Below are 3,776 nucleotides of genomic sequence, written 5' to 3'. Positions count from 1 at the left end.
CGGTGGTGGCCGATCAGTGGGGAAACCCCACCTCGGCGTTCGATATCGCCGCCGCTATCCTGCACGCGGCGGCAAGGCTCGATCGCGACAGGGATTTTGATGACTTTGGCATTTACCATCTGACGGGAGCCGGCGAGGCCAACTGGAGCGGTTTTGCCCGCCAGATCCTGGAGATGAGCCGCGCGCACGGCGGGCCGCACGCGCGGGTGCGCGACATCGCCACCGGCGACTATCCGACCAAGGCTCGACGCCCCCAAAATTCGCGCCTGTCAACGGCGAGGTTCGGGAGCACCTTCGCCTGGCAGGCGCCGGACTGGCGGCTGTCCGCACAAAGGGTGGTGTCTCGTTTGCTGGGACAGGCAAAAGGCGATGCCGGTGGATCCGTCGCCGGCCCGGGCCAGCGGTAGCGAACTCTAATGTTGCGCCCCCAACTGTCCAGTCCGGCGGAGTCCGCGCAAGCAGATCAAGTCGCCGACGGGAAGTATGCAGGCATTCAATCCTGCGTGCTTCCAAAAAAATATATGGCGATGATCTCAACTCCACGCTATGCGATAACGGGGTGAAGGGGCTGGGGAATGGCGCTCTGGATCGGCGCAGGATGATGATCTGTCCGGCGCCAGTCTAGTGGCCATGTCTTCGTGCCTGGAGTTCAGTACTACCCAATGACATCCTATGTAGAAGCCGTGTCCGGACTTCGGCCGAAGATGCGGCGTGCTATCATCATGCTTCAGGACATCATCATGGTCCTGATCGCGGTGGCGCTCAGCCTGGTTTTGTCACAGTCGAAGCTGTCGTTCGACGCGTTCTCTTATGGCGGGCTGGCCTGCTGGGCGGTCATCGTGCTGATTGCCCATCTGCTGTTCAGATACTGCGGCCTTTACAACACCGTTTGGCGATTCGCCTCGACACCCGATTTCTTCAACATCCTCAAGGGCTGCGGAATCCTGACGGTAGTCCTCTATTTGTCCTCGCTCGCCTTCCGCTCCTTCCAGCCCGTCACCGGCCTCAACGAGCGTCAGTTCATCGTCTTTTTCCTCGTCTCCTTCACCATCATTTCCGCGCCCAGGCTCTACTACCGGTTCCTGCGCGACGGCGCGAGTTGGCGCATCCTCGGTCGCAGGAATGGCGGAGGCGACGCGCGGATCAAGCAGGCGCTGTTCATCGGCAGGTTGAGCGAGGTCGACGTGATCATCCGTTTCACGCGCACCGCGCAACCTACCGAATATGCCATCGCCGGCATCATGGCGATCGAGGGTGGAGCGCCACTGGGCACGCAGATCCAGGGCGTTCCGGTAGTGGCCGCCCGCCCGCGGCTGGTCGAAGTGCTCGAGGAATACGCCAGGGGCACGGAAAATATCGACCTGCTTATCTTTGGCAATGGCGCCGAACGCGAGATCGAGGAGTATTCGGAGCTTGTTCGCGTCGCCCGCCACAGCGGCATCGCCGTCGTCCAATTCTCGGGCTTCTCGGAACTTGGGCAAGGCGGCAAGCTTGTGCTCGACGCCGTCGAGATGGAAACCATCCTGCGTCGCTCGACCGTGCCGCCCGACATCGAACGCATCGGCGCCTTCGTCAGCGGCAAACGCGTGCTCGTCACCGGGGGCGCCGGCTCCATCGGCCGCATCCTGGTCAAGCGCTCGCTGGAACTCGGCGCGGAGGCCGTTCTGGTCGCCGACATTTCGGAATTCGGCATCTTCCAACTCGACCAGTCCATCGGCGAAAAGGACCACGATCGACTGAAGAGCCGCATCGTCGACGTCACCGACCGGCGCCAGATGACGCGCGTCGTCAGCGAATTCATGCCGTCCATCATCTTCCATGCAGCGGCGCTGAAGCACGTGCCGCTGCTTGAGGAGAACTGGGAATTCGCGATCCAGACCAATATCTTCGGCACGCTCGCCTGCGCCGAGGTTGCCGCCAAATGCGGGGTCCCGCAGTTCCTTTTGATCTCGAGCGACAAGGCGGTGGACCCGACCTCGGTGCTCGGCATCACCAAGAGAGCGGCCGAGCAGATCGTGAGCTCACTCCACGAAACGCAGGCTGTCGGGCAGGGCGGACGCCGCGCCGGTACCAAATTCATCGCCGTGCGCTTCGGCAATGTGTTCGGCTCCAACGGTTCGGTGGCGACCATCTTCCAGGCGCAGATCGAAGCCGGCGGCCCCGTCACCATCACCGACCGGCGCATGACCCGCTATTTCATGACAGTGGCAGAGGCCGTCGATCTCGTCATCATGTCGGCCGCGGATGCCGAGCAGCGGGAGGGCAAGGACGACTACGCCATCTATATGTTGGACATGGGCAAGCCGGTGCCGATCCTCGAAGTCGCCGAAACCATGATCCGCATGGCCGGCAAAAACCCCTACACCGACATCCCGATCCGCTTCACCGGCATCAGGCCGGGCGAAAAGCTGCACGAGACGCTGCAGGGCGAGAATGAAGAGGTCGTCGCGCTCGATATCGCCAAGATTTTTGGCCTGCGCGCCGAAGTGGTGTCATGGCCGAGAATTCAAGTCGCCCTGACGGCATTGCAGGCGGCAATACGTGACCAGGACAAGGCGGCCGCTCTTGCCGTGTTGGCGGGACTGCATGAGGCTGAAAAGCCGCCGGTTGAGGCACCGCGGGAAACCGGCCCGAAATCAGTTGGACGGGCAGGTTAGACCTGTCCGGCGCGTCGATGATTGGCTATTGAAGCCAAGCCCGGCGATCCTCGCGCATTGGCCATGGCATTCGGCTGCGCCGGATTTGGGACCATCGACCGCGGAGCAGCATTGGATGACCCTGAAAGGGCCGAAGCGAACCTTCGATCTTGTGGTGGCTGCCTCGATGCTGGTGGCGTCGTCGCCCGTGCTGCTTGTTGCAATGCTGGCCATCAAGGCATCGTCGCCTGGGCCGGCGCTCTTTTCCCAGACCCGGGTCGGGCAGGGCGGTGTGCCATTTCGCTGCCACAAGCTGCGGACCATGTACCGAGGAACGCCGTCCTTGCCCACGCATGAGGCGCCGCCGCAATCCGTTACCGCCGTCGGCAAGGCGTTGCGCCGGGCCAAGATCGACGAGTTGCCTCAGCTTTGGAACGTGCTGAAAGGCGAAATGAGCCTTGTCGGCCCGCGCCCATGCCTGCCCACGCAGACGGAACTGGTCTAGCGCCGCCGGGACCTGGGCGTGCTCTCGGCGCTTCCCGGCATGACCGGCCTCGCGCAGATCCGGGGTATCGACATGTCGACCCCCGTGCTTTGCGCCGAGACCGATGCCGCCTACCTGCGGACTGCCTCGCTCGGCCTCGATCTCAGGATATTGCTGGGAACCATCTATCGCGCTTGAGCGTCGCCCGAGCGGCTTCGCCGCGCCAGTTCGGTGAGCTGCTCCAGCGTATCGGTTTCCGGCGCCCAGCCCTCCGCAAAAAGCAGCGACGGATCGCAAATCTGCGTTGCCGCCAGGGCCTCCCATGCCTTGGCCTTGCCGAACAACCTTGCCGCCAGCCGCATCGGAGCGGCGGGCACGGCAACCAGGCGCGGCGGCCGTCCGAAACCGCGCCGGAAGGCGGTGACGATCTCGGAGATCGCGGCGGGCGGGCGGTCGCCGGCTATATAAATGGGCCGCAGCGGCGTCGGTTTGGTCAACAGCCGCAGCACCGCGCCGGCCACGGCGCCGGTCGAAATCAGCGAGCGAGTCCCGGTCAGGGCCGCTGTCGGCAGCGGCAAGGCGCTATCGGCAAGCCGCATCAGCGTTGCCAGGTTTCCCTTCATGCCCTCGCCATGAACAGGCGGCAGGCGCAGCAC

General features: G+C 63.8%; 2 protein-coding genes and 2 pseudogenes. 3 read left to right on the top strand and 1 reads right to left on the bottom strand.

Going from position 1 to position 3,776, the window contains the following annotated elements:
* The 3 genes and pseudogenes from EN781_RS28215 to EN781_RS28205 form a co-directional block, all read left to right on the top strand.
* The coding region (locus tag EN781_RS28215; RefSeq protein ID WP_145965671.1) for a sugar nucleotide-binding protein at nucleotides 1–407 on the top strand (407 nt) is incomplete at its 5' end.
* A gap of 255 nt (nucleotides 408–662) precedes the next feature.
* Nucleotides 663–2,657, top strand: a complete 1,995-nt coding sequence (locus EN781_RS28210) for a nucleoside-diphosphate sugar epimerase/dehydratase (protein ID WP_189347902.1) — start codon at nucleotides 663–665, stop codon at nucleotides 2,655–2,657.
* A gap of 115 nt (nucleotides 2,658–2,772) precedes the next feature.
* Nucleotides 2,773–3,318: pseudogene (locus EN781_RS28205) on the top strand (sugar transferase).
* On the opposite strand, the pseudogene EN781_RS34580 reads toward EN781_RS28205, so the two are convergent.
* A pseudogene (locus EN781_RS34580) lies at nucleotides 3,306–3,776 on the bottom strand (epimerase); the annotation flags it as partial. The pseudogenes EN781_RS28205 and EN781_RS34580 sit on opposite strands and share 13 nt — an antisense overlap.

The organism is Mesorhizobium sp. M4A.F.Ca.ET.090.04.2.1 (genome assembly GCF_003999085.1).
Classification (GTDB): Bacteria; Pseudomonadota; Alphaproteobacteria; order Rhizobiales; family Rhizobiaceae; genus Mesorhizobium.
This window is presented reverse-complemented; position numbering and strand designations above follow the sequence as displayed.

Coding starts and splice junctions, on each gene's coding strand:
- EN781_RS28210 (WP_189347902.1), top strand. CDS start 663: ATGACATCCTATGTAGAAGCCGTGTCCGGACTTCGGCCGAAGATGCGG.